The sequence below is a fragment of the Kitasatospora sp. NPDC022856 genome (genome assembly GCF_055561235.1).
In genome coordinates, this window is the sequence record NZ_JBVHHE010000055.1 from 1 (window position 1) to 22,974 (window position 22,974).

At 73.4% G+C, this 22,974-nt stretch carries 15 protein-coding genes and 1 pseudogene; 8 read left to right on the forward strand and 8 right to left on the reverse strand.

Going from position 1 to position 22,974, the window contains the following annotated elements; all coding sequences use genetic code 11:
• Window positions 1-105 precede the first annotated feature (105 nt).
• A complete protein-coding gene (locus ACZ34W_RS34870) occupies window positions 106-351 on the reverse strand; it encodes a hypothetical protein (protein WP_465609933.1) in 246 nt (81 codons plus the stop codon).
• The gene (locus tag ACZ34W_RS34875) at window positions 326-1,015 is read right to left on the reverse strand and encodes a hypothetical protein (RefSeq protein WP_465609935.1); all 690 of its coding nucleotides are present in this window, start codon (window positions 1,013-1,015) and stop codon (window positions 326-328) included. The genes ACZ34W_RS34870 and ACZ34W_RS34875 overlap by 26 nt, the downstream gene beginning before the upstream one ends.
• 109 nt (window positions 1,016-1,124) lie before the next feature.
• Between ACZ34W_RS34875 and ACZ34W_RS34880 the strand changes: the two genes are divergently transcribed.
• Window positions 1,125-1,559 carry an Hsp20/alpha crystallin family protein gene (locus ACZ34W_RS34880; RefSeq protein ID WP_465609937.1) on the forward strand — a complete coding sequence of 145 codons (435 nt, stop codon included), beginning with the start codon at window positions 1,125-1,127 and terminating at the stop codon, window positions 1,557-1,559.
• 124 nt (window positions 1,560-1,683) lie between these two features.
• On the forward strand, window positions 1,684-1,977 hold the full coding sequence (locus ACZ34W_RS34885; RefSeq protein ID WP_329491729.1) for an STAS domain-containing protein: 294 nt from the start codon (window positions 1,684-1,686) through the stop codon (window positions 1,975-1,977).
• A 156-nt stretch (window positions 1,978-2,133) separates the two neighbouring features.
• Here ACZ34W_RS34885 and ACZ34W_RS34890 read toward each other — a convergent pair whose 3' ends face one another.
• From ACZ34W_RS34890 to ACZ34W_RS34900, 3 genes and pseudogenes are all read right to left on the reverse strand, one after another.
• Complete coding sequence (locus ACZ34W_RS34890; RefSeq protein ID WP_465609939.1) at window positions 2,134-2,553, reverse strand: hypothetical protein; 420 nt, start codon at window positions 2,551-2,553, stop codon at window positions 2,134-2,136.
• A gap of 394 nt (window positions 2,554-2,947) precedes the next feature.
• Window positions 2,948-3,916, reverse strand: coding sequence for an LLM class F420-dependent oxidoreductase (locus ACZ34W_RS34895; protein WP_329491727.1), 969 nt, complete (start codon window positions 3,914-3,916; stop codon window positions 2,948-2,950).
• A gap of 30 nt (window positions 3,917-3,946) precedes the next feature.
• Window positions 3,947-4,372, reverse strand: a pseudogene (locus ACZ34W_RS34900) (MmyB family transcriptional regulator); the annotation flags it as partial.
• Window positions 4,373-4,628: 256 nt separating this feature from the next.
• On the opposite strand from ACZ34W_RS34900, the gene ACZ34W_RS34905 reads away from it, so the two are divergent.
• On the forward strand, window positions 4,629-5,270 hold the full coding sequence (locus tag ACZ34W_RS34905) for a dihydrofolate reductase family protein (RefSeq protein WP_465609942.1): 642 nt from the start codon (window positions 4,629-4,631) through the stop codon (window positions 5,268-5,270).
• Window positions 5,271-5,274: 4 nt separating this feature from the next.
• Window positions 5,275-6,186 carry an alpha/beta fold hydrolase gene (locus tag ACZ34W_RS34910; protein WP_465609944.1) on the forward strand — a complete coding sequence of 304 codons (912 nt, stop codon included), beginning with the start codon at window positions 5,275-5,277 and terminating at the stop codon, window positions 6,184-6,186.
• 142 nt (window positions 6,187-6,328) lie between these two features.
• Here the strand turns inward: ACZ34W_RS34910 and ACZ34W_RS34915 are convergent, their stop codons facing one another.
• The gene (locus tag ACZ34W_RS34915) at window positions 6,329-7,489 is read right to left on the reverse strand and encodes a GDSL-type esterase/lipase family protein (protein WP_465609982.1); all 1,161 of its coding nucleotides are present in this window, start codon (window positions 7,487-7,489) and stop codon (window positions 6,329-6,331) included.
• Window positions 7,490-8,712: 1,223 nt separating this feature from the next.
• On the opposite strand from ACZ34W_RS34915, the gene ACZ34W_RS34920 reads away from it, so the two are divergent.
• Entirely contained in the window at window positions 8,713-16,743 is an 8,031-nt protein-coding gene (locus tag ACZ34W_RS34920; RefSeq protein WP_465609946.1) for a DNRLRE domain-containing protein, read from the forward strand.
• A 111-nt stretch (window positions 16,744-16,854) separates the two neighbouring features.
• Window positions 16,855-17,316: a hypothetical protein gene (locus ACZ34W_RS34925; RefSeq protein WP_465609947.1), complete on the forward strand. Its 462-nt coding sequence runs from the start codon at window positions 16,855-16,857 to the stop codon at window positions 17,314-17,316.
• Window positions 17,317-17,532: 216 nt separating this feature from the next.
• Here the strand turns inward: ACZ34W_RS34925 and ACZ34W_RS34930 are convergent, their stop codons facing one another.
• Window positions 17,533-18,024 (reverse strand): heme-degrading domain-containing protein, encoded by a 492-nt coding sequence (locus ACZ34W_RS34930; protein ID WP_329491718.1) that lies wholly within the window; start codon window positions 18,022-18,024, stop codon window positions 17,533-17,535.
• Window positions 18,024-19,139: a Gfo/Idh/MocA family protein gene (locus ACZ34W_RS34935; protein WP_465609950.1), complete on the reverse strand. Its 1,116-nt coding sequence runs from the start codon at window positions 19,137-19,139 to the stop codon at window positions 18,024-18,026. The genes ACZ34W_RS34930 and ACZ34W_RS34935 overlap by 1 nt, the downstream gene beginning before the upstream one ends.
• A 67-nt stretch (window positions 19,140-19,206) precedes the next feature.
• Here ACZ34W_RS34935 and ACZ34W_RS34940 point away from each other — a divergent pair, with 67 nt between their 5' ends.
• Window positions 19,207-20,325: an ROK family protein gene (locus ACZ34W_RS34940; RefSeq protein WP_465609952.1), complete on the forward strand. Its 1,119-nt coding sequence runs from the start codon at window positions 19,207-19,209 to the stop codon at window positions 20,323-20,325.
• 1,007 nt (window positions 20,326-21,332) lie between these two features.
• On the forward strand, window positions 21,333-22,778 hold the full coding sequence (locus ACZ34W_RS34945; protein ID WP_465609954.1) for an RICIN domain-containing protein: 1,446 nt from the start codon (window positions 21,333-21,335) through the stop codon (window positions 22,776-22,778).
• The last annotated feature ends 196 nt before the right edge of the window (window positions 22,779-22,974 follow it).

Genomic DNA, 22,974 nt, shown 5'->3' on the forward strand with positions numbered 1-22,974 from the left:
GCCCATGTCCTGTCCGTTCCGGCCGGCCAGAGCCCTCAGCCGGGCCCCGGCCAGCCTCCCAGATCACGGACTTACACGAACTTTCTGACACGCTCGCTGGCCGGGTCAGGCGTGCTGGTTGTTCGCCGGCGTGGCCCGGGGGCCGCCTGCATCGGGGGCGGGCAGTGACCAGTCGGGTCGGGCGAGCTCGTGGCGCAGGGTGTCGAGCCGGGCCAGGTGGGAGTCGAGGGCGGTGGTGACGGCGACCGTGGTGGCGGCCACTCGTGCTTCGAGGTCGTGAATCCGGTCCAGGAGCTCCTGCCAGCGCTCCTCGGCGGTGACGGGATCAGGCGCGGCGTTGGTCGCTGTCATCGCGGAGCTGGGTGGTGTGGTGGGTGAGGGCGTCGAGGCGGGTGGCGAGGTCGTCCTGGCCGGCGCCGAGGTGGGGGCGGACGGCGGCGAGGGGCTCGATGAGGTCGGCGGGGTCGGTGGCGCCGAGGGCGGCGGTCAGGGCGGCCTGGGCGGGGCGAGCGCCGGGGGCGAGTGCGGTCGTGGTGATCTGGGCGGCGAGGACCCGCAGCTCGGCGGCGTTGTCGCGGGCCCAGGCGGTGACGGTGCGGTCGGCGGCTCGGCGGTCACGGACGGCCTTGACGCGTTCCGCGCCGGTACCGGCCCGCGTCGTGCGGCCTGCGGCGGGCTTGAGGCGCAGGTAGCGGTTCTCGGCTGCCTGGCGGCTGGCGACGCCCATGGGGTGGGCGAGGTCGGCCCAGGTGGCACCGGCCTCCCGGGCGGTCCGCACCAGTCCGGCCTCCCAGCCGGCGAGCTCGGTACGCAGCTCCCGCAGCAGGACGAGTGCGGCCAGAGCGGGCTCGGGGCCGTCCTGCGCGTCAAGGGCGCCCGGGGGCTGCGTACCGGGGTCGCGGGCGGTGCGGACGGCGTCGTCGATGGCGGCCAGCGCCGCCGCGGCCGCCAGGAACGAGGCGGGTTCGACCGGCCGGGGGCCGTCGGGGGCGGGTCTGCGGGGCTTATCGTTCATGCAGTCACTCTATAGGCGACGCGGCGACTTGTCATCGGATGGATGACGCGCTACAACGGTCTCAGACGAAGCGCACTGGCACCCGTTCGATCAGTGGAGGTGTTTCGCGATGCTGCTGCGCACTGATCCGTTCCGCGAGCTGGACCGGCTGACCCAGCAGTTCCTGGGCAACACGGGTACCTGGTCGCGGCCGGCATCGATGCCGTTGGACGCCTACCGGGCCGGGGACGAGTACGTGATCTGCTTCGACCTGCCCGGGGTGGACCCGGAAGCCATCGACATCGACGTCGAACGGAACACGGTGACCGTCAAGGCCGAGCGTCGCCCCCGCCGCGAGAGCGAGGGCGTGAAGTGGGAGCTGTCCGAGCGCCCGCTCGGGGTGTTCTCCCGCCAGGTCATGCTGTCCGACACCCTCGACCCCGCCGGGATCACCGCCGACTACGACGCCGGCGTGCTGACCCTGAAGATCCCGGTCGCCGAGAGGGCCAAGCCCCGCAAGGTCGCGATCAGCCACAGCGGAAGCCGCACGCAGATCCAGGCCTGACCCGCCCCGATGCCGTTCCGGCCGCCCCCGATCTCTCCCCCCTCGATCGAAGGAGCGGCCGGAACACCCCCGCCCGCGGGTCGGCCCGCCCGGACCGGCCCGCCCGCAGCGACGCGGAAACGCCATGAACAGCCAGAGCAGCGAACCCTTCATCGTGCGGGCGAACGGCGAGATCGACCTCGACACCGCCCCGGCCCTGCGCCATGCCCTGGCCACCGCGCTCGAGTCGCACCGGGAGGTGGTCCTCGACCTGTCGGAGGTGACGTTCATGGACTGCGCGGGCCTGGGTGCCCTCGTCCAGGCTTGCAACCAGGCCGACCGCAACGGCAGGCGCCTGATCGTGCGCGGAGCCGGGCGCTGCGTCATCCGCCTGCTGAAGCTCACCGGTCTGCACCGGCGCCTGGCCGTGCTGCCCTGACCGCGCACCGGCTTTTGGGGTGGAGGGAGAATCGCGGTGACTCTTCCCTGGGAGGCGTTCCTGACGGGATCCGGGAACGCGGTGATTACGACATCCCCAGGAGGCCGAGCGGCCCGCCCGGATCGTCCTGACCCTGCTCGGCGCCCACCTGGCCGGTCAGGTGGTACGGCTGCCGCGGCTGAGCATGGCGGCGAGGAGGCGGGTGGCGGCCTCGGCGTCGGCGAGTTCGTCGCCGGTGGGGAGGACGGCGCCGAAGGTACGGTTGCCGGGGACGTCCAGGGCGCGCCAGTGAAGGACCGGTGCGAGGTGGCTGCTGGCGTCGGCGAGGAACCAGGCGAGGTGGCCATGAGTGCGGGCGATGGTCACTGCCAGGGCCGCGAGAGCTTCGCGCAGTGCGGCGAGCCGCTCGATCCTCGACAGCGCCTGGTGGGTGTCGGCGGGGCCGATCGCGGCATCGAGGGCTGCGGCGGTCTCGCGGGCCAGAGCGTAGTCGGTCACGGTGAGTTCCCAGGTCCCGTCGGTGAGCTGGAGTTCCGCCTCGTGGATGACGCTCTCGACCGCCGTGACCATGCTCATGACGGGCAGTCTATCGGCTGGGCCCAGCGCGCCGGTCGGCGTTGTCAGCGGGGCCGGGCTGGGCGTGCGGGCAGCGGTGCCGGCCTGGTCCGTCCGGTGCTGCGAGCGTCGGCCGTGTCCGTGTGCACCGGCACCCCGTCGGCGGTAACCGGGCCGGTGGCGCGGACGACGACGACCTCCGGCGGGCCGTGGCGGTGATCCTGCCGGGCACGCCCGGCAGGATCACCGCATGGCGCGAAGGGGCGTCCGTGGCCGCCTCCTCCCCCTGAGCAGGTCACGCCCGTCGGATCGACGATCAGCCTGGGAAGGCGGTCCGCGACTGCCTTCCCGCGTCGAGCACGCCCCGACCGTCCTGTGCCCGGCGGAGCCCCGGCGTGGCCGAGCCGACCAGGTTTCAGAACGCCTCGCGCAAGGCCGGCAGCAGGGTGCCCTCGGCCCAGTCGAGGAACGCGGGCTGGCTGTCACCGCCGACCTGTACGAGGGCCACCTCGTCGAACCCGGCGTCGACGAACGGCCGCACCGCCTCGACGAAGTCGTCGACCCGGTCACCGCACGGAATGGATTCGGCCACGTCCTCGGGGCGGACGAAGCGGCTCGCGGCGGCGAACCCCGCCGTCCCGGGCAGCTCGGCGTTCACCTTCCAACCGCCGCCGAACCAGCGGAACTGCTCGTGGGCCCGCCGGACAGCGGTGTCCCGGTCGGCGTCCCAGCACACCGGAAGCTGACCCACGGCCGGCTTTCCGGCCCCGCCGTGCTCGGCGAACCCGGTGATCAGCGCCTGGTCCGGCTCCACGGCGATCACCAGATCGGCCAGTCGGCCGGCAAGCTCGCAGGAGTCCGGCCCTGATACCGCCACCCCGATCGGCGGCGGCCGGTCGGGCAGATCCCACAGCCTGGCGCCCTCGACGTCGAAGTACCGGCCTCGCCGGGTGACGTAACCGCCGTCGAACAGCGCCCGGATGATCTGCACCGCCTCGTCGAGCATCGCCTGGCGGACCGGCACCGCCGGCCAGCCCCGGCCGATCACGTGCTCGTTGAGGTTCTCGCCGCTGCCCAGCCCGAGCCGGAAGCGGCCCTCGGACAGCAACTGCAGCGTGGCGGCCTTCTGCGCCACCACGACGGGGTGGTAGCGGAACGTCGGGCACGTCACGTAGGTCATGAGCGGGATCCGGGAGGTGGCCTGCGCGGCGGCACCGAGCACCGCCCACGCGTACGGAGCGTGACCCTGCTCGTCCAGCCAGGGGAAGGAGTGGTCCGAGATCACCGAGAAGTCGAACCCGCACTGCTCGGCGCGCACCACGTCCGCGACCAGGTCACGCGGGCCGCGCTGCTCGGTCATCATCGTGTATCCGATTCTCACCATGGCCCCGCGCCTGCCCGATCACCGCGGCCCTCACACCGAGCGACCCCGTCCGGTCCGGGGCCCACGGATGCCGGCAGCAGCAGCGACCGCAGTCGATGCCGACTGTTCGGTCTGCCGGAAGCCACTCCCGGCTTCGCGGGTGGCGGCCCAGGAGGCGAGCAGACGCAGGCCCTCGTCGGAGGCGGAGCCGGGTTCGGCGGAGTAGACGGTGAGGGTGAGGCCGGGTTCGGCGGCCAGCTCCAGGCCTTCGTACGCGAGGGTGAGGTCGCCGACCGCGTGGTGGTGGAAGCGTTTGGTGCCGGTGCCGTGGTGGCGGACGTCGTGGGCGCCCCAGCGGGTCCGGAACTCGTCGCTACGGGTGGAGAGCTCACCGACCAGGTCGTGGAGGTCCTTGTCGTGGGGGTCGCGGCCGGCCTCGGTGCGCAGGAGGGCGACGGCGATGTCGGCGGCCTGGTCGCCAGGTCGCGATCACCCGGGGAGACGACACGGTAGTGACCGGCCAGTACGATCATGGTCGCCATACGGAGCTACGACAGCAGCGACTCGATCCCCGACGGCGCCGGCAGCGACTCGCCCAGCGCGGCCGGCATCGCGGACGGCCCGGACGGCGGACCGGCGGATACGGAAACCGGGTTCCGGCGCGGCGATGAGTTTTCCGGCCCCGGCAGGTCTATATCTCGACCGGGATCACCGACTCATCGGGAGTACAGACATGGGACTCATCCACATCGAGCTGTTCGCGACCCTCGACCTCGTCGCGCAGGCGCCCGGCGGACCCGACGAGGACCCGGTGGGGTTCCCGTTCGGCGGCTGGCAGGCGCCCCTGCTGAACGAGGCCACCGGCGCGCAGATCGTCGCCGCGTACGAGGGCACCGACGCCCTCCTGCTCGGCCGGCGCACGTACGACATCTTCGCCGCCTACTGGCCGCACCAGAAGGACGGCGAGATCGCCGAGCTCTTCAACCGCGTCCCGAAGTACGTGGCCTCCCGGGGCACGCCCGACCTCCCGTGGGCCGGGTCCACCCGGCTCGGCCCGGACCTGGCCGGCGCGGTGCGCGAGATCCGCGAGCGGCACGAGCACGTGAAGGTCGTCGGGAGCCTGGACCTGGTGCAGACCCTCCTGCGGGAGAAGCTCTTCGACCGTCTCGACCTCTGGGTGCACCCGATCACGCTCGGCGTCGGGAAGAAGGTGTTCGACGGCGGCGCGGTGCCCACGAACCTCACCCTCCTCGAACCGCCGGTCGCCGGTCCGGAGGGCACCGTCTACCTGCGCTACGGGCTCGCCGATGGCACGCCCGCGACGGGCGACATGAGCGCGCCCGACCGCGGTCTCGGCCGCGACGGGTCCCGGTGACCCGATGACCGTCGTCCATACCAACGGGATCGCCCTGGGCATCGAGTCGTTCGGTCGCGAGGACGCGCCACTCGTCCTGCTCGCGGGCGGAACGACGATGCTCTCCTGGCCCGACGCGCTGTGCGAACGCCTCGCCGCCGGCGGACGCCGCGTGGTGCGCTACGACCTGCGCGACAGCGGGGAGTCGACGACCGCGGGTCCGCAGGCACCCGACTACACCCTGCGCGACCTCGCCGCCGACGCGGCGGCCCTCGCCGAGACGCTCGGCGGGGGCCCCGCCCACCTCGCGGGCATCGGCGTCAGCGGCATGGTCGCCCAGGTCGCCGTGCTCGACCACCCGGACAGCTTCTCGGCGCTCACGCTCGTCGGCACCCGCCCCGTCGCGCCCGGCCCGCCCGACGACGACCTCCCCGACCACGACCCCGCGACCATGCGCCGGCTGTTCGCACGCCCGATACCCGACTGGACCGACCGCCGGGCCGTCGCCGAGTTCGCCGCCACCGGCGCCGAGATCCTCGGCGACGACCCCGCCGCCGCCCGCGCGACCGCCGCGCGCATCTGGGACCGCACCCCCGGCACCGCGCCCCCGGTCCAGACGGCCAACCAGCTGCGGATGACGTTCTCCAAGCTCGACTGCCGACCCCGCTGGCGCGAGCGCCTGCCCGAGATCAGGATCCCCACCCTCGTCGTCCACGGCCGCCGCGACCCGTTCTTCCCCGTCGGCAACGGCGAGGCGATCGCGCGCGCGATCCCCCGGGCACGACTGCTCGTTCTCGAAGACGCCGCCACCGCGATGCCGGACGCGGCCCTCGGCGAGCTCAGCGAGGCGATGCTCGCGCTCGGACAGCGGACGGCGGGTCCTGCGCGGCTCCCGCCTCCGGACGGGTCCGCGCCGCGCGGCGGCCGTCCACGGTGAACGCCCCCACCCGCCACCGGTCCACCGCGCACCCGCCAGCCCCGGCGCCACCGGGGTCGGCGGCTGCCCGCTGCCCGGGAACGTCTCGGACGGCCGCGGGCTCCACGGGAACGGCTCCTCGGGCGCCGCACCCCCGGCCGACTCACTCGGTCGGCCGGGGGCGGGCGCGGAACGGGCCGGCGGCGGCGAAGGCGTGGGCGGCGAAGCGTTCGCCCATGCGGCGGTAGGCGGCGGCGGACGGGTGCAGCCCGTCGGGGAGGTCGTCCACGTCGGCCGGGCCGAGGAGGTCGCGTCCGTCGAGGTGGTGCAGGTGAGGGTCGTGGGCCTGCCGGGCCGCGACGATCCTCGCCAGCTCGTCACGGACCACCTGCAGCGACAACGCTCCCCGGGCCAGGTCGGCCGGGTCCCCGAGCGCGGTGATCCTTCCGTCCTGGCCCACCGTGGTCGGGCCGGGACGGTCCTCCAGCGCGGGGCAGCTCACCGGGGAGATCACCAGCAGCGGGGTGTCGGGATGGCCGTCCCGGATGGTGTCCAGGAATCCGTGCACCGCCGGGCCGAAGGTCCGCAGGCGGAAGGTGGCCAGGCCCACGATGTTGACGCCTGTCTTGAGGCTGATCAGGTCGGCGGGCAGGTCGCGGATCGTCCGGGCGACGTAGGGGTCCAGCATGGCGTTGCCCGGCTCGCTGAGGTTGGTCACCTCCACGCCCCCGATGGACGCCGCCACCACGGGCCAGGTGCCGGTGGGACCGTCGGCTTCGAGGCAGTGGCTGATGGAACTCCCGTGGTGCACCCACCGGGGCCGGCCGTCAGGAAGGGGTGCCAGGACCTCGCCGTCGGCGCGGAGCGCCACCAGTTCCGTGGGGGTCTGCTGCGGCAGCCACAGCTCGACGTCCTTCATCCCGGCCGGCAGTCCGGCGAAGCGCGCCGTCCCCGGCTTCCCCGGTATCAGCCGCTGCTCGGCCCCGGGGCCCGCCATCCGCATGACGTTGCCCAAGGGCGCCCGCTGCCGCCCGACCAGGACGCCGTCCACCGTCAGGTCCAGCATCCCGGTCGGCCGGGGCTCCGGGTCGCCGTCGAGCTGTCCCGTGGACGTGAGCACCTCGAACTCGAGCACCCGCGCCTCGGTGCGGAACACCAGCCGCACACCCGAGGGCATCACCGTTCCCCCGTTGACCGTCGGGTTCTGGTACTGCTCCTTGGTCCACGCCGGCAGCCGGCGCGGCATCACCCCGGCCGGCGTCCGCTCCAGATCCAGCGCCCCCCGTACCTCGACCGGACCGCCCACCAGCGGATACTCCCGCATCGTCACTGTCACCGCTCCTCGACTCCGGCCCGTCCGGCCGGGCGGGTGCCCGGCCGGAGGCATCGGGCCCCACCACGAACCTAGTCACCGGGGCGGTGATGTGGTGTCGGCCGGGTGCGGGTCGTGCCGGTCCGCCGGTCGGATCCCGAGGGGGTGCGTACCTGAATCGGCGCCGAGGACGGGGCGGGGCTGCGACGGGGGATCAGCCCGGCGGCGTCCCGTGCCACGCCGAGGGCGGGCGGGAGACGCTCGCCGCGGAGGGCAGCCCGGAGTGTTCCAGGACCGGGAAGGCGTTCGGCGTGCCGGTGCTGTCCTGGGCCGCCCGAGGCGTGCCGTTCGCCCGACGCGGGTACTGCCGGACCGGAAACTCCGCGGAGAAGAAGAGGAATTGACCGCGCCCGGATCCGGTTGCGGCTCGTACCCGCCGGAATTGACCAGCCGGCCGCCCGGCGATTCGATCCGGGGTCGTCGAGGAATGCCGTGCGTTTCTCCGCCGCCGTAGCGGGCGGGATATTCGGTGGATCAATCCGGATGTCGTAGTCGCGATGATTCCGGAGCATGACCCGACCGCTCCCGGCCGACCCGTGATAACCGGACGCGGGTTTCCCGGCGAATCGTGCGCCGCCGAGGTGGTCCACGGTGTCGGCCGGATCGAACGGACGCGTGGGCGAGAGGACGTCGCCGCCCCGGAACGCGACCCTGTGCGCGACGACCTGCGGGAAGGACGTCCCGCCGGCCGCGGCCTGCCCGCCTTCGGCGCAGGTGGCCGTCGCCGGGACGACCGCGGTGCCGCCGAAGGCGCCATCCCCGGGGCCTTCGGACATCGCATCCCACCCCCGTGCTCGTCGCGTCCGAGCGGGAGTCGGCATCACCCCCGGTCGGCCCGGAAACGACTATCCACAACATGATCGTCTGCCGTCAAATCATGATCGCCGACCCCCGCCGATCTGCGGGGGTGCGGGTCGGGCGTCGGCGAGCAAAGCGTCTCCTTTACCGGCCAACTGACATGCAGTCAGCATTTCACGTAATATCGGGGCAAAGTGGGCACCGATCGGCCAATCTTTGCCGATTCGATATCCGGATCCGGGGATTCCCGGTCAGCCGCTCTGCGATCTTGGTGTGGCACGACTTCTTTGCCAGCACTATTCGTGGAGAAAACTCTCTTGCCATCGAGGAAGCAGGCCCCGCCCGTTTTTGGGGGCGGGGCCTTCACTACGCGCCGGATGCGGCGGACAGCCGTTCTGGCGGCGCTCGCGCTACTGGTGGAGACGGGGGTCGCGCTCGATGCGCTGACCGCCGACTCCGCCTACGCCGCACCCGCGACCGACCCCAAGGCCACGGCCACCGCACCCGTCAACGAGGCCCCCGACGCGGCCTCCGCCCTGCTCGCCGCCCGGCTGAACGGCCACCGGGTCGAGGTGACCGGCGCACGGACCGCCACCACCACGCTCTGGGCCGACCCCGCGGGGACGCTGACCCAGGACACCGCGACCGGACCGGTCCGGGTCAAGGTCGGCGACGCCTGGGTCCCGGTCGACACCACGCTGGTGGAGACCCCGGACGGCAAGGTCGCGCCGAAGGTCCACCCGGAGGGCCTGACCTTCACCGGTGGCGACCCCGGCGTGCGCACCGGTGACGCCGTCGCCCCGCCCGCCGCCCCGGCCGGGACCGGTATACCCGCCGCCGAAGGCCCCGCGCACGCGGCCGACGCCCGGGCCGGCCGCGACGAGGCCCGGCCGCAGCTGCCCACCGCACCCGGCTCCGGCTCGGGCTCCGCCTTCGCCAAGCCCGCCGACTCGGCCCCCGCCGCTGCCGCCGCCGCACCCGACCCCGCCGCCGAGAAGCCCGCCGAGCGCGAGCTGGTCAAGATCGGCGCCGGCGAGCAGCAGGTGCAGCTCGGCTGGCTAGGCCGCCTGCCCAAGCCCAGGCTCGACGGCAGCCGGGCCACCTACGTCGACGCCCGCCCCGGAGTGGACCTCGTCCTGGAGGCCACCCGGACCGGCTTCGAGCAGTACCTGATCGTCAAGGACCGCTCGGCCGTCTCCCAGGCCGGCACCGTCGTGCTGCCGATCGACACCAGCGGCCTGGACGTCGACCGCAAGGACGACGGCTCGATCGAGCTGACCGAGCGTCCGTCCGGCAAGGTGCAGGCGAAGATCCCCGCCCCCGTGATGTGGGACGCGGCGGTCGACCCGCAGTCGCTGGAGCACAACCGCCGCGCCCCCGTCGCGATGGAGCTGCGCGGTGCCGGCGCGGAGGCCGAGCTGGTCTTCACCCCGGACGCCGGCTTCCTCGGCGACCCGGCGACCAGCTACCCGGTGACGATCGACCCGGCGCTCACCGTCGGCGCCTCCTTCGACACCTTCGTCCAGCAGGGCTGGACCACCGACCAGTCGTCCGCCACCGAGCTGAAGCTCGGCAACAACGGCAGCGGCCAGGTCGCCCGCTCCTTCCTGCACTTCCCCGAGGGTCCGTACCACGGCAAGCACATCCTCTCGGCGAAGCTGAACCTGTACAACACCCACTCGTGGTCCTGCGAGCCCTGGTCCTGGGAGGTCTGGGACACCGGCCTCGCCTCCACCGGCTCCCGGTGGACCAACCAGCCCAACTGGAACAAGCAGTGGGCGGTCAGCAACGCCACCAAGGGCAACGAGAACGCCGGCTGCGGCGACGCATGGGTCGCCCAGGACGTCACCTCGCTGGTCACCGCCTGGTCCGACAACGGCTACGCCAACAACGCCCTCGGCCTGCGCGCCTCCACCGAGACCAGCCCGTACTCGTGGAAGCGCTTCGACTCCTCCCAGGGCGGCCACCCGCCGTTCCTGTCGGTGACGTACAACACCGTCCCCGCGGCGCCGCCGGCGGTCGACGTGTTCCCGGCCCGCCAGGGCAACCCCCGCTTCACCTCCTCGGCCACCCCGACCTTCCAGGTCCTGGCCAGTGACCCGGACAGCGGCGGCAAGGTCGGCGCCGACTTCGACCTCTACCGCGCCGGCGTCCTCGTCAAGCGCGTCTACAAGGAGGTCCCGAACGGCAGCTACGCCCAGGTGAAGCCGGCCGACTTCGGCCTCGCCAAGCTCGACGAGGGCGTGCAGTACTCGATGGGCGCCCGGCTCTGGGACGGCACCGACAACTCGCCGTGGGCCCCGCAGGACGTGGTCGTCGTCGCCGACACCACCCGGCCGGGCGCGCCGTTCGTCACCTCCGCCGACTACCCCGCCGACGAGGTGTGGCACGGCGCCGCCGGCCAGACCGGACGGTTCACCCTCACCCCGCCGGCCGGCTCCGACGACGTGGTCGGCTACGTCTACACCCTGGACGGCAAGGCACCGGTGACGGTCGACGCGACCGGTGCGACCACCGCGTCGATCACCCCGCCCACCGACGGCACGCACACCCTCAAGGTGCAGACCAAGGACCGGGCGGACAACCTCTCCGACCCGGCCGTCCACACCTTCCGGGTCGGCCGGGCCGGCGTCAGCTCCCCGGTCGACGGCTCCGAGACCGCCAAGCGCGTCAAGCTCGCGGTCGACGCCCAGACCCAGTACACCCGGGTCACCTGGCAGTACCGCCGCGGCCCCGGCGCCACCGAGTACGACATCCCGGCGGCCCACCTCACCAAGGCCGACAACACCCCCACCTCCGGCACCCGGCCGCGGCTCGCCGAACTCGGCGGTCACGCCAACTGGTCGGTGCTGGAGTCGCTGGGGCAGATCGGCGGCGTCGTACAGGTCCGCGCGCTGCTCTACACGGACAAGGACAGCGACCCGGCCTACCCGACGGCCTGGTCCACCTTCACCGCCGACGCCAACGCCGACGGCGCCACCGGCGTCGAGGTCGGCCCCGGCTCGGTCAACCTGCTCACCGGTGACTACTCGGTGGACGTCACCGACACCGACGAGTTCGGCATGACCACCACGCGTTCCTCCTCCTCCCGCGGCGCAACCCGCGGCTGGCAGGAACAGGGCGAGCGGCTGACCGCCAACCAGCAGCAGGTCTCCACCGACACCACCGGCTTCCTGGCCACCCCGGGCACCGCCCTGCGGGTCACCGACCGGGGCCAGGGCGGCTCGACCGACTCGCTGAAGGTCCTGCCGGACGCCAACCGCAGCGGTGACACCTACGCGCTGCTCGGCGGCTCGGGCGGCCTCCAGCTGGGCATGAAGCCCGGCCACACCTACCGGGTCAAGGCCTGGGTGTACGTGCCCTCCTCGACCGGGCTGACCGCGGGCCTCGACGACCGCGGCATGCGGATCGTGGCCGTCCACGGCAAGGCCGGCGCGCTGACCACGACCGTCTCCCGCAAGGCGCCGTACACCGACGCCTGGGCCGAGCTGACCACCGACGTCACGCTCGCCGCGGACGCTACCGAGGCGCAGATCCGGCTCTACAACGGGCACTCGGACAACGCCGACAAGCCGGTCTACTTCGACGGCATGTCGGTGCGCGAACTGGTCGCGCCGTTCGGCCCGCAGTGGGCCGGCGGGGCGCACGGCGAGTCCGCCGACTACGTGTCGCTGGCCTTCCCGAGCGCGGACGCCGCCGTCCTCAAGGGCGTCGACGACACCTCGCTCACCTTCGCGCGGGCGCAGGACGGCACGCTCTTCCCCGAACCGGGCGCCGAGCACCTCGTCCTGAAGGCGACCGGCGACACCTACACGCTGTCCGAACTGGACGGGTCCGCAACGGTGTTCGCCCGCCAGGCCGGCTCGGACGTGTACAGCGTCCAGTCCTCCACCGGGCCGGACGCCGGGTCCACCGCCCGCTACGTCTACGACTCCACCGACCGGCGCTCGCTCGTCAAGCGGGTGATCGCCCCGGTCGAGCCCGGTGTCGACGACGCGAACGGCTGCACCGTCGACCCGCTGCCGCGCGGCTGCGAGGTCACCGACTACGACTACGCGTCCGCCACCACCGCGACGGCCGCGGCCCCGGGCGACTTCACCGACCGGATCCGGTCCGTGAAGGTCTGGTCCTGGAACCCGGTGACCGCCAAGCAGGAGGCGGTCGAGGTCGCGCACTACGTCTACGACGAGCGCGGCCGCCTGGCCCAGGTCTGGGACCCGCGCCTGGCCCAGCCGCTGAAGACCGCCTACGACTACGACGGCGCGGGGCGGGTCACCCGGATCACCCCCGCGGGCGAGCTGCCGTGGAACCTCGACTACGGCAGGGCCGCCGCGGACCAGGACCCGGGACGCCTGCTGAAGGTCCGTCGCGCGGCCCTGGCCAGGGGCAGCAAGGACCAGGTCAGCGGTGAGACCGCGAGCAAGCTCGTCTACGACGTGCCGCTGACGCGCGCCACGGGCGGTCCGTACGACCTGGGCGGCCCGGACGTGGCCGCCTGGGCCCAGAGCGACGCGCCGACCGACGCCACCGCCGTCTACGGCCCCGAGGACGACCCGGGCACCGGCACCGCCACGGCGGCCAGGCCCGGACCGGACGGCTACCGGCCGGCCGTCGTCCACTACCTGAACGCCTCCGGCAACGAGGTCAACACGGCGACGCCGTCGACCACTCCCGGCGGCGACATCGACACCACCGAGTACGACCGATACGGCCACGCCGTCCGCACCCTGGAGGCCACCAACCGCGCCATCGCGCTCGGCACCCACCCGGACACCGAACGCCTCGCGGCCGAACTGAACCTGCCCGCCGACTCCGCGTCCCGGGCCCGTCTGCTGGACTCCCGGACCCTCTACACGCCGGACGGCCTCGACGTCACCGAGACGCTCGGACCGGTCTACCGCGCCTCGCTCGCCGAGCAGGTCGACGGCCAGACCGTACCCGTCACCGTCACCGCCGAGGGCGAGAGCCTGGTCCAGCTGGGCGCCACCGACCCGGTGCGCGTCCAGACCCTGGCCACGTGCTGCGCCGGGGCCGGCTGGTCCGGTGGCGGCCAGGTGTTCCTCGCCGCCGACGCGGTCGGGGACAACGCCTCCTTCCGGATCTCGGTCCCCGAGGAGGGCACGTACCAGCTCGGCGCGCTGCTGACCAAGGCGGCCGACTACGGCATCGTCCAGCTGTCGGTCGACGGCCAGAACGTCGGTGCCCCCTTCGACGGCTACAGCGCGGCGGTCACCACCACCCCGTTCGCCGCCGGCCCGACCGGCCGGCTCGCCCGCGGCGACCACGAGCTGCGGCTCACCGTCACCGGGAAGAACCCGGCGGCCGTCGCGCCCTCCTACCAGGCGGGTCTGGACCGGGTCACCCTGACCAAGACCACGCTCAACCCCACGCTCGCCGCCGGCACGCCGGTCGTGGCGCGGGACCACAACACCAACACCTACGACGAGGGCAAGCCCGACGGCAAGGCCTACCACCTGGTCACCACCAGCACCGACGGCGCCCGGATCGACGGCTACGCCGACGACGTCGAGCTGCGGGTCACCAGGACGGGCTACGACGCCCCGATCGGCGGCACCGCCGGCTGGACGCTGAAGGCGGCCACCTCGGTGACCACCGACGCGCTCGGCGCCAAGCTGACGGCGACCATCCGGTACGACGCCGCCGGCCGAGCCGTGGAGTCGCGCAAGCCGGGTTCGACGGGCGGCGACGCCGGGACGGTCAGGTCGGTGTTCTACACCGCCGGGGCCAACCCGGAGGACCCCGCCTGCGCCAACCGCCCCGAGTGGGCGGGCAGCCCGTGCGCCACGCTGCCCGGCGGCGCGGTCACCGATGCCGACGGCACCCGGATGCCGACCACCCTGCCCGTCAAGCGGGTCACCCGGTACTCGCCGTTCGGCGAGCCCGAGGAGACCACCGAGACCAACGCGGGCAAGTCGCGCAGGACGGTCGTCGGTTACGACGGCGCCGACCGGATCACCTCGACCGAGATCACCTCGGACGAGGGCGTGGCGATGCCGAAGGTCACCACCGAGTACGACCCGGCCACGGGTGACGCGGTGCGGACCACGGCCGACGGCAAGTCGCTGACCCGGGTCATGGACCAGCTGGGCCGGCTGGTCTCCTACACGGACGCCGACGGCGGCACCACCACCACGGAGTTCGACGCCTTCGGCAAGCCGGTGAAGGTCGCCGACCCGACCGGGTCCACCACCTACACCTACGACCGCGCGAAGGAGCCGCGCGGCCTGGTCACCTCGGTCAACGACAGCACGGCCGGCGAGTTCACCGCCTCCTACGGTCCGGACGGCCAGCTGGTCGAGCAGACCTACCCCGGCGGGATCGTCCGCAGGGACACCTTCAACGCGGTCGGCGAGGCCACCGGCCGCACCTACACCCGCACCTCCGACAACGCCGTGGTCTGGGCCCAGACCAGCGACGTCTCCACCCAGGGCCAGGTGGCCAGGGACACCAGCTCCACCGCCACCCGCACCTACCGCTACGACCGGCTCGGCCGACTGGTGAAGGCCCAGCAGTCGACCACCACGACCGGCTGCGTGACCCGGCAGTACGCCTTCGACGCCCACTCCAACCGGCTGTCGAAGACCACCCTGCCCTCGGCCCTCGACGGCACCTGCGGCACGACCGGGGCCACCGTCGAGAACCACGGCTACGACTCCGCCGACCGGCTCACCGACCCCGGCTTCGGCTACGACGCCTTCGGGCGGACGGTGCGGACCGCGACCGGCGCGACCAACACCTACTGGGCCAACGACAAGGTCGCCGCCCAGGAGAAGGGGGACACCAGGCAGCAGTGGGCCCAGGACGCCGCCCACCGCCTCACCGCGTTCACCACGGCTAAGAAGCAGACCGACGGCTCGTGGGCCAACGCCACGTCGAAGCTCAACCACTACGGCGACGACTCCGACGAGGTCCGCTGGGTCGTCGAGGACACCACCCAGGGCACCGTGACCCGCAACGTCTCGGGCCCGGACACCGACCTGGTGGCCACCACGAGCCGGACCGGTGACGTCCAGCTCCAGCTGACCGACCTGTTCGGCTCCGTCGTGCTGACGACCGACCCGGCGCTCACCAAGCCGGTCGTGCTGGACTTCGACGAGTTCGGCATCCCGCAGGACGGCCAGGCCGCCGCGCGGTACGGCTGGCTGGGCGGCAAGCAGCGCTCCGCCGAGGCCCAGGACGGCGACATCCTCATGGGTGCCCGCCTCTACAGCCCGGCGCTCGGCCGCTTCCTCCAGGTCGACCCGGAGCCCGGCGGCAACGCCGGCGCGTACGACTACTGCACCGGCGACCCGGTCAACTGCACGGACCTCGACGGCCACTGGGGCATGCCCAAGTGGCTGAAGAAGACCGTGCACGTGGTGGCCAAGGTCGCCGAGGTCGCGTCGTACATCCCGGGCCCGATCGGCTCCGCCGCGGCCGCCGTCTCCGCCGTCTCGTACGCGGCGACCGGCAACTGGCGCAAGGCCGCCGAGATGAGCATCACCGCGGCGGCCGGCCTGGTCGGCGGCAACACGGCGGTCCGGGCCGGCTTCGCGGCCGCCCGCTACTCGCGGGGCGCGGCGCGCGTACGGCGCGTCTCCTCCCGGGTCCGCTCGGTGTTCCGGCGGACCGGCTGCAACTCCTTCGACCCGGGCACCCCGGTGCTGATGGGCGACGGCGGGCAGCTGCCGATCGGTGAGGTCCAGGTCGGCGACCTGGTGCTCTCCACCGACCCGGCGACCGGTCAGACCCGGCCGGAGCCGGTGCTGTCGGTGATCTACGGGTACGGCACCAAGCACCTGGTCGACATCGAGACCGCGACGGCGGATCCGGCGACGGCGACGGCGAGCGCGACCGGGGACCCGGACACCGCGGCCGCGCTGCGGGTCACCGCCGAGCACCCGGTCTGGGTGAGCGGCAAGGGCTGGACCGACGCCGCGCAGGTGCGGGTCGGCGACTCCCTGGTGACGCCGGCCGGCACCCCGGTCCCGGTCACCCGGGTCACCGACCGGGGCGAGATCGCCGACCAGCTGGTCGTCAACCTCACCATCGGCGACCAGCACACCTACAGCGTGCGGGTCGGTGACGACTGGGTCGTCGCGCACAACAAGAACGCGTGCCACATCGACCTGCCGCACATCCTCGGCGGGCACGGCGCGAAGTCCCGCGTGGCGGGCAAGAGCCGGTTCCGCTCGCGCAACGTCCGCGAGGTCAAGTACCTGATCCACACCACGATCAAGAAGGGCAAGAGCCGGGCCAACACCGGTGGCCGCGACGGCCGGATCTACGAGCACGACTTCGGCCGGATCATCGGCCGGGACGGCAACGGCCGGCACACCACGCGGCTGCGCGTCGTCGTGAAGCAGCACAAGGGACGGAGGACGGCCAGGACGGCGCACCCGTACTGACCGGGGTCGCACCGACCCAACGGTCCCGACCGTGAGACCCGGATCGCCGGGGGCTGGAGCATCAGCCCCCGGCGATCCGCCGTCCCGCCCACCTGCGAGAATGCGAGCATCATGATCGAACTGTCCTTCTCCGCCGCCGACACCGGCGGCGCCGACCGCGGACCCCGCGGCACCATGGACTTCGCCTCGGCGGACCTCTACGACCTCACCTGCGAGGCATTTTGGGGCCCCTACACGTTCCGGGTCGAGGGCGCCGACTTCAGCGGCACCGGGCCGGTCCTGGACCTCGCGCTCGGCCTGTTCACCGCGGCCGGGGAGCTGGCGGGCGCCGGGCGCGCCCGCTACTCGGCCGCCGGGGGCGCCGGTGAGTACCGCTTCGAACGCCGGGGCGGCAAGGAGACCGTCCGGATCCACCGGGAGCGCGACGGCAAGGGCAGCGCGGAGTACGCCGAGTTCGAGTCCGCCACCCGGGCCTTCCTCGGCGAGGTGGTGCGCGGCCTCTGCGACCGCTTCCCCGACCTGCGCCGCAACCCCGAGATCCGCCGCCTCCGGGAGGCCGCCGCCGGCGGTTGACGGGACGTCGGCCGGGGGCCTTACGGGCCGTGGTGCCGCGACGATCGCCGGCAACCGCCACCGGGACGGCGGGTCCTCCCCGCGCGGCGCCACGATCAACGGCCTCAGGCCTCGGACTCGGTCGCCGGGTGAGCAGGCCGGCGGGGGCCGGACCCCCTCCAGGTCCAGGCCCCCGCCGCCCGCCGCCTCGCCGGGGCGGCGGGGGCCGACGGCGGGTCAGACGGTTTCGAGGCGCCGGTCCAGGTGCCGTTCGAGGGCGGCGACGACCAGGCGGTGGTCCTCGGCCTGGGGGAGGCCGGAGACGGCCACCGTGCCGACCACCCCGACGCCCTCCACGTGGATCGGGAAGGCGCCGCCGTGGGCGGCGTAGGTGTCCGCGTCGAGCCGGGAGTCCTCCTCGAAGGTCCGGCCCTTGGCCGCGAAGCGCAGGCCGACCAGGTAGGAGGAGCAGCCGTAGCGGTCCACCGTGCGGGCCTTGCGCAGGATCCAGGCGTCGTTGTCGGCCGAACTGCCCGGCAGCGCGTAGTGGAAGAGCTGCTGGCCGTTGCGCCGGATGTCCACCACCACGGGCGCCTCCTCGGCGCGCGCCAGGCCGACCAGCAGGGTGCCGAGCAGCCAGGCGTCGTCGTTGTCGAAGTGCGGCAGGCGCAGACGGCGTTCCTCGTCCTCGACCCGCTGGATCAGGGCCGCGGCCTCGTCGGGGGTCATCAGGGGGTCGCCTCGGTCAGGGTGCCGGTGCGGCCGTCGTCGGCCAGGGTGATGGTGCGGCCCTCGGCGGCCGAGCGGCGGGCTGCCTCCATGACGACCAGCGCGGCGACGGCGTCGCGCGGGTCGACCGGCGCGGGCGCACTCTCGTTCAGGGCGCGGACCACCCCGGCGTAGAAGGAGGGGTAGTCGCCGGGGACCGAGGGGTGCGCGGCGGCACCGTCCCCGGTACCGAGCAGGCCGCGGTCCGCCTCGGGGACCTCGCCCCAGCCGGGGCCCGGGCGCCGCCCGGCGCGCAGCGCGTGCTCCTGCGGGTCCAGGCCGTGCACGGTGTACGCGGAGCGGTCGCCCAGGACGCGCATGCGCGGCCCGAACTGGCCGGAGAGGGCGCTCATCCACAGGTGCGAGCGGACGCCGCCGGCGTGGGTGAGCGCGAGGAAGACGTCGTCGTCGATGACGGCGCCGTCGCGGCGGGTGTCCACCTCGGCGTACACCTGGACGGCCGGGCCGAACAGGGTGAGCGCCTGGTCGACCAGGTGGCTGCCCAGGTCGGGGAGGATGCCGCCGACCTCGACCGGGTCGGCGGACTCCTGCCAGACCCCGAAGAGCTCCGGCCACCAGCGCTCGAAGCGGGACTCGAAGCGGTGCACCCGGCCGAGCGTGCCGTCGGCGATCAGGCGCCGGACGGTGAGGAAGTCGGCGTCCCAGCGGCGGTTCTGGAAGACCGTCAGCATCAGGCCGCGGGCCTCGGCCAGCTCGACCAGCGCGGCCGCCTCGGCGGCGGTGCCGGCCACCGGCTTGTCCACCACGACGGACACTCCGGCCTCCAGTGCGGCGCGGGCGAGCGGCACATGGGTGCGGTTGGGGGAGGCGATGACCAGCAGGTCGAGTGCGTCCGGGGCGGTGAGCAGCTGCTCGGTGGTGTCGACGGCGCGGGCCTGCGGATGGTCCTTGCGGAGCTGCTCGCGCCGCCCGGGGTCGGTGGTGACCACGGCGTCCAGGCGCATGCCCGGGGTGGTGGCGATGAGGGGGGCGTGGAAGGCCGCTCCGGCGAGGCCGTAGCCCACCACTGCGACGCGGATGGGGCGACCGGTGTCGGGGGTGCTCTCGGAAGTCATGCCCGTAGTTAAGCAACAGTGTTTCTTAAGTGCAAGCCCGGACGTCGGCTCCAGGCACAATGACCCCATGACGACGTCGCACCCCGGCTCGTCCGGCACCAACCTGGCCGGACTGCGAGACCACAACGCCGCCCTCGTCCTCGGCCTGCTCCGGGCCGCGCCCCAGGGCAGCAGCCGCGTCGAGCTCGCCGCCGGGACCGGACTCACCCCGCAGGCCATCGGCAAGATCACCGCCAGGCTGCTCGCCGAAGGCATGATCGTCGAAGCCGGCCAGGCGGCCTCCACCGGCGGCAAGCCCCGCACCCTGCTCCGGCTGCGCGCCGAAGCCGCCTGCGCCGTCGGCGTCCACCTGGAGCGCGACGAGCTCACCGTCCTGCTGGTCGACCTCGCGGGCCGCCACCACCACGTCCACACCGAACCCGTCGAGCGCGGTCTCGCCCCCGTCGACGCCGTCCACCTCGTCACCACGCGGATCAACCGGGCCGCCGCCGACCTGCCACCCGGCGCCCGCCTGCTCGGGGCCGGCATCGGCTGCCGCGGACCGCTCGACCACGCCGCCGGCGTCCTGCACTGGTTCACCCCGCTAGACGCCCGGGACTCACCGGGCTGGGACCGCTACCCGCTGCGCGACGAACTCGCCGCCCGGCTGGACGGCCTGCCCGTCGTCGTCGACAAGGACACCAACACCGCAGCGCTGGCCGAGGCCCCGACCACCCCGCGACCCGGTGGCGGCCTCGCCTACGTCCACCTCGCCGCCGGCCTCGGCGCGGGCCTGCTCCTCGACGGGGCCCTGCACCGCGGCACCCGGACCAACGCCGGCGAGTTCGGCCACCAGACCGTCCAGCTCGACGGACCGCCGTGCGACTGCGGCAACCACGGCTGCCTGGAGGTGCTCTGCCTCGCCGAGCTGCGCCGCGGCGACCACGCCGCCGCGGCCCGGCTGCTCGGCGTCGGCGTCGCCAACCTCGTCCGGCTGCTCGACATCGACCGGGTGGTGCTCGGCGGGCGGGCCGTCCTGTCCGCCCCCGACGTCTACCTCGCCGGCGTCGCCGCACAGATCGAGGCCCGGATCCCGGACCCCGACTGGCAGCCCGTCCCGGTCTCCGTCAGCGCCGCCGGCCGGCTGGCCGTCGCCGCCGGCGCCGCCGAACTCGTCCTCGGCCCGCTCTTCGGCCGCCGGACCTGACCGCAGGGTCCTGCAAACCCGGCAGCGCAGTGGCGTGACGGCCCGCTTCCGCTGCGTGTTGACTCACCCGGCCCCGAAGATGCAACCCTGCGGCCGGATTGGCGGGAGGTCGGCCGCTGCGACGGAAGGCTGGTGGAGCCCGGCCGGGGGCGGCAGGAAACAGGCTGCTGATCGCCCGGGTACGAACGCCATGTTTGCGCCAACAGCCTAAACGAGCACCGCGCACACGCCCAAGGTCGTGTCCTTCCCCCGCTCAACGGCCGGTACGTCCGGCAGCGGGCCCTGAAGGAGGCGGGCGGCGGCGGACCGTGGAGCTCCGCCGCCGAGATCGTCGTCATCGGGAGCCGAACCGGCTCCCCGGCCGACTGAACCCGGTTCCCGCGCCACCGAGGCCGCCCCCCGGGACGCAGGGCCTGTGCGTCCGGCCGAACGCGGGCCCCGAGCACAGCCCAAGTACACAGGGCGCCGGACGCGTACCACCGAAAGCGCAACACCGGACGCACGGCCCCAACGGAGGAACCGCCCAGGCCGACGGCCTCGCCGTGCCCACTGCGAGCCCGGGCGCGGCGACCCGGCGAAGTCCTTGACAAGCCCGGGACCGCGCTCCCAGAATCTGACCCAGCCGCTTGTTTGCGCCAACATGGCTCATCGCCGAAGGTGCGCAAGAACCACCGGGCCCGCCGACTCCACGGGAAGGAGAAGGCGGCCCCGGGCGGACAGACCCCACCGCCGCGCCCTCACGCCCTCGCCACCCGAGTGCGTGAGCGCCGCCCCAGCCCCAGCCGGGCGAAGCCGGTGTGCCGCCCAGGTGAGCAGGCCCCCACCCCCCACCCCCACGTGCACGTGAACGACCGATCGCCCCCCGGCCCGGCGGCCACCCACCGCCGACCGCCGGCGATGTCGATCGGGACACACTCGGTCCGAGGCTCCGCCACCCCGCCTGGCGCGGTGACGCCGCCAGGTCGCTCAGCCCTCCGACCGGCACGAAGAAGCGAAGGTAGCCGACCATGTCGCGCAAGAGATCGTCCGTCCTCCTCGCCGCCGTTGCCACCCTCCCCCTCAGCCTCTTCGCGGCCGCCGGCACCGCCCACGCGGCGCCGGTGACCGTCACCAGCGGGACCCAGTTCGCCGACACCGCCGGCAACCCCGTGCAGGCCCACGGCGGTGGCGTCATCAAGGTCGGCCAGTACTACTACTGGTTCGGCGAGGACCGCAACCCGGACAACACCTTCCACTACGTCTCCGCGTACCGCTCGACCGACCTCAAGACCTGGGAGTTCCGCAACCACGTCCTGACCCAGGCCAGCGGGACCGAACTCGCCAACGGCGCCAGCATCGAGCGGCCCAAGGTGATCTTCAACAGCAGCACGAACCAGTTCGTGATGTGGATGCACAAGGAGGGGAGCAGCACCGACTACAGCGAGGGCGAGGTGGCGGTCGCGACGTCCGGCACCGTGGACGGCGACTACAGCTACCAGGGCAGCTTCCGCCCGCTCGGCTACGACTCGCGCGACATGACGCTGTACAAGGACGACGACGGCACGGCCTACCTGATCTCGTCCTCCAGCGGCAACGCCGACCTGCACATCTACCGCCTGAGCGCCGACTACCTCACGGCGGAGGCCCTGGTCGCCAACCCCTCCCCCGGGCAGTGGCGCGAGGCCCCCGCCCTGTTCAAGCGCGACGGCGTGTACTTCCTGCTCACCTCCAGCGCCACCGGCTGGTCCCCCAACCAGCAGCGGTACCAGACGACGACCAGCCTCACGGGCTCGTGGAGCGGCCTCCAGGACGTCGGCGACCCGACCACGTACCACAGCCAGACCGCGTTCGTGCTGCCGGTGCAGGGCACTCAGGGGACCAACTACCTGTACATGGGCGACCGGTGGGGCAACTCCATGGGCGGAACGGTGAACGACTCGCAGTACGTGTGGGCGTCCCTCCGGTTCCCGACCACGACCACCATGGCCATGGACTACTCCCCGCAGGTCTCGATCGACGCCGCCGCCGGCACTGTCGCGAGCGTGGGCGGCCCGTGGGAGCGGCTCGCCGCCCGCAACAGCGGCAAGTGCGCCGATGTCGCGAACTACGACTTCTCCCAGTCGTCGCCGGTCATCCAGTGGTCGTGCGGCGCCGGAGCCAACCAGAACTTCTGGTTCAAGGACCTCGGCACCGGCTACTCCCAGATCATCGCGCGGCACAGCGGCAAGTGCCTCGACGTCGCCGGAGCGTCGACCGCCGACGGTGCGGCCGTCGTCCAGAACACCTGCAGCACCGCGACCTCGCAGCAGTGGAAGACCCAGAAGGTCACCGGCACCACGTCGGTGAAGCTGGTCGCACGGCACAGCGGCAAGTGCCTCGACGTGACCAACCAGTCGACGGCGGACGGCACTTCGCTGGAGCAGTGGACCTGCAACACCGGCTACAACCAGCAGTGGCAGCGCACCACCGTCTGACCGCCTGCCCCGGTCGGCGCCGCCCGCCGGACACACCGTGACCGGCGGACGCGACAACGCGGTCCGGCGGGCCGCCCGTCGACCTGGTTCGGCGGGCGCCGCCGCCCGGAGGCCGGAGGGTCCTGGTGCGCGAAGGCACCAGGACCCTCCGGACGACATCACCCCGGGCGCGAGGCGGTACCGACGTTCGACGGGT

What these genes read in the sequence shown, in the direction of transcription:
- ACZ34W_RS34870 (WP_465609933.1), bottom strand. Translation starts at nt 351, where the DNA reads ATGACAGCGACCAACGCCGCGCCTGATCCCGTCACCGCCGAGGAGCGC.
- ACZ34W_RS34875 (WP_465609935.1), bottom strand. Translation starts at nt 1,015, where the DNA reads ATGAACGATAAGCCCCGCAGACCCGCCCCCGACGGCCCCCGGCCGGTC.
- ACZ34W_RS34880 (WP_465609937.1), top strand. Translation starts at nt 1,125, where the DNA reads ATGCTGCTGCGCACTGATCCGTTCCGCGAGCTGGACCGGCTGACCCAG.
- ACZ34W_RS34885 (WP_329491729.1), top strand. Translation starts at nt 1,684, where the DNA reads ATGAACAGCCAGAGCAGCGAACCCTTCATCGTGCGGGCGAACGGCGAG.
- ACZ34W_RS34890 (WP_465609939.1), bottom strand. Translation starts at nt 2,553, where the DNA reads ATGAGCATGGTCACGGCGGTCGAGAGCGTCATCCACGAGGCGGAACTC.
- ACZ34W_RS34895 (WP_329491727.1), bottom strand. Translation starts at nt 3,916, where the DNA reads ATGGTGAGAATCGGATACACGATGATGACCGAGCAGCGCGGCCCGCGT.
- ACZ34W_RS34905 (WP_465609942.1), top strand. Translation starts at nt 4,629, where the DNA reads ATGGGACTCATCCACATCGAGCTGTTCGCGACCCTCGACCTCGTCGCG.
- ACZ34W_RS34910 (WP_465609944.1), top strand. Translation starts at nt 5,275, where the DNA reads ATGACCGTCGTCCATACCAACGGGATCGCCCTGGGCATCGAGTCGTTC.
- ACZ34W_RS34915 (WP_465609982.1), bottom strand. Translation starts at nt 7,489, where the DNA reads ATGCGGGAGTATCCGCTGGTGGGCGGTCCGGTCGAGGTACGGGGGGCG.
- ACZ34W_RS34920 (WP_465609946.1), top strand. Translation starts at nt 8,713, where the DNA reads ATGCGGCGGACAGCCGTTCTGGCGGCGCTCGCGCTACTGGTGGAGACG.
- ACZ34W_RS34925 (WP_465609947.1), top strand. Translation starts at nt 16,855, where the DNA reads ATGATCGAACTGTCCTTCTCCGCCGCCGACACCGGCGGCGCCGACCGC.
- ACZ34W_RS34930 (WP_329491718.1), bottom strand. Translation starts at nt 18,024, where the DNA reads ATGACCCCCGACGAGGCCGCGGCCCTGATCCAGCGGGTCGAGGACGAG.
- ACZ34W_RS34935 (WP_465609950.1), bottom strand. Translation starts at nt 19,139, where the DNA reads ATGACTTCCGAGAGCACCCCCGACACCGGTCGCCCCATCCGCGTCGCA.
- ACZ34W_RS34940 (WP_465609952.1), top strand. Translation starts at nt 19,207, where the DNA reads ATGACGACGTCGCACCCCGGCTCGTCCGGCACCAACCTGGCCGGACTG.
- ACZ34W_RS34945 (WP_465609954.1), top strand. Translation starts at nt 21,333, where the DNA reads ATGTCGCGCAAGAGATCGTCCGTCCTCCTCGCCGCCGTTGCCACCCTC.